At 42.1% G+C, this 449-nt stretch carries 1 protein-coding gene; it reads left to right on the top strand.

The window, feature by feature from the left end; genetic code table 11:
- A partial coding sequence (locus ACTJJG_RS19030) for an aminotransferase class III-fold pyridoxal phosphate-dependent enzyme (protein ID WP_130136429.1) occupies nucleotides 1-449 on the top strand: 449 nt, incomplete at both ends.

Raw genomic sequence — 449 nt, 5'->3', positions numbered from 1 at the left:
GGTTCACGTATTTGGGATCAAGAAAATAAAGAATATATCGATTTTGCAGGCGGGATTGCAGTAAACGCATTAGGTCATGCGCATCCAGTGGCAGTAAATGCTTTAACAGAACAAGCAACAAAACTTTGGCATGTAGGCAACGGTTATACAAATGAACCCGTTCTACGCCTTGCAAAACAACTCACCGAAAATACATTTGCAGATAAAGTATTCTTCTGTAACTCAGGTGCAGAAGCGAACGAAGCAGCATTAAAACTAGCTCGTAAAGTTGGACTAGACAGCGGTGTTGCTGGCAAAAGTGGCATTGTGGCATTTAACAATGCGTTTCATGGCCGTACCTTATTTACCGTTTCAGCGGGTGGTCAACCTAAATATTCACAAGACTTTGCACCTCTTCCAAACGGTATCAACCATGTTGCCTTTAATGATTTAGAAGCTGCAAAAGCGGT

Origin of the sequence: Acinetobacter sp. 22512 (genome assembly GCF_052044755.1) — a bacterium.
GTDB lineage: Bacteria > Pseudomonadota > Gammaproteobacteria > Pseudomonadales > Moraxellaceae > Acinetobacter > Acinetobacter pittii.
This window is presented reverse-complemented; position numbering and strand designations above follow the sequence as displayed.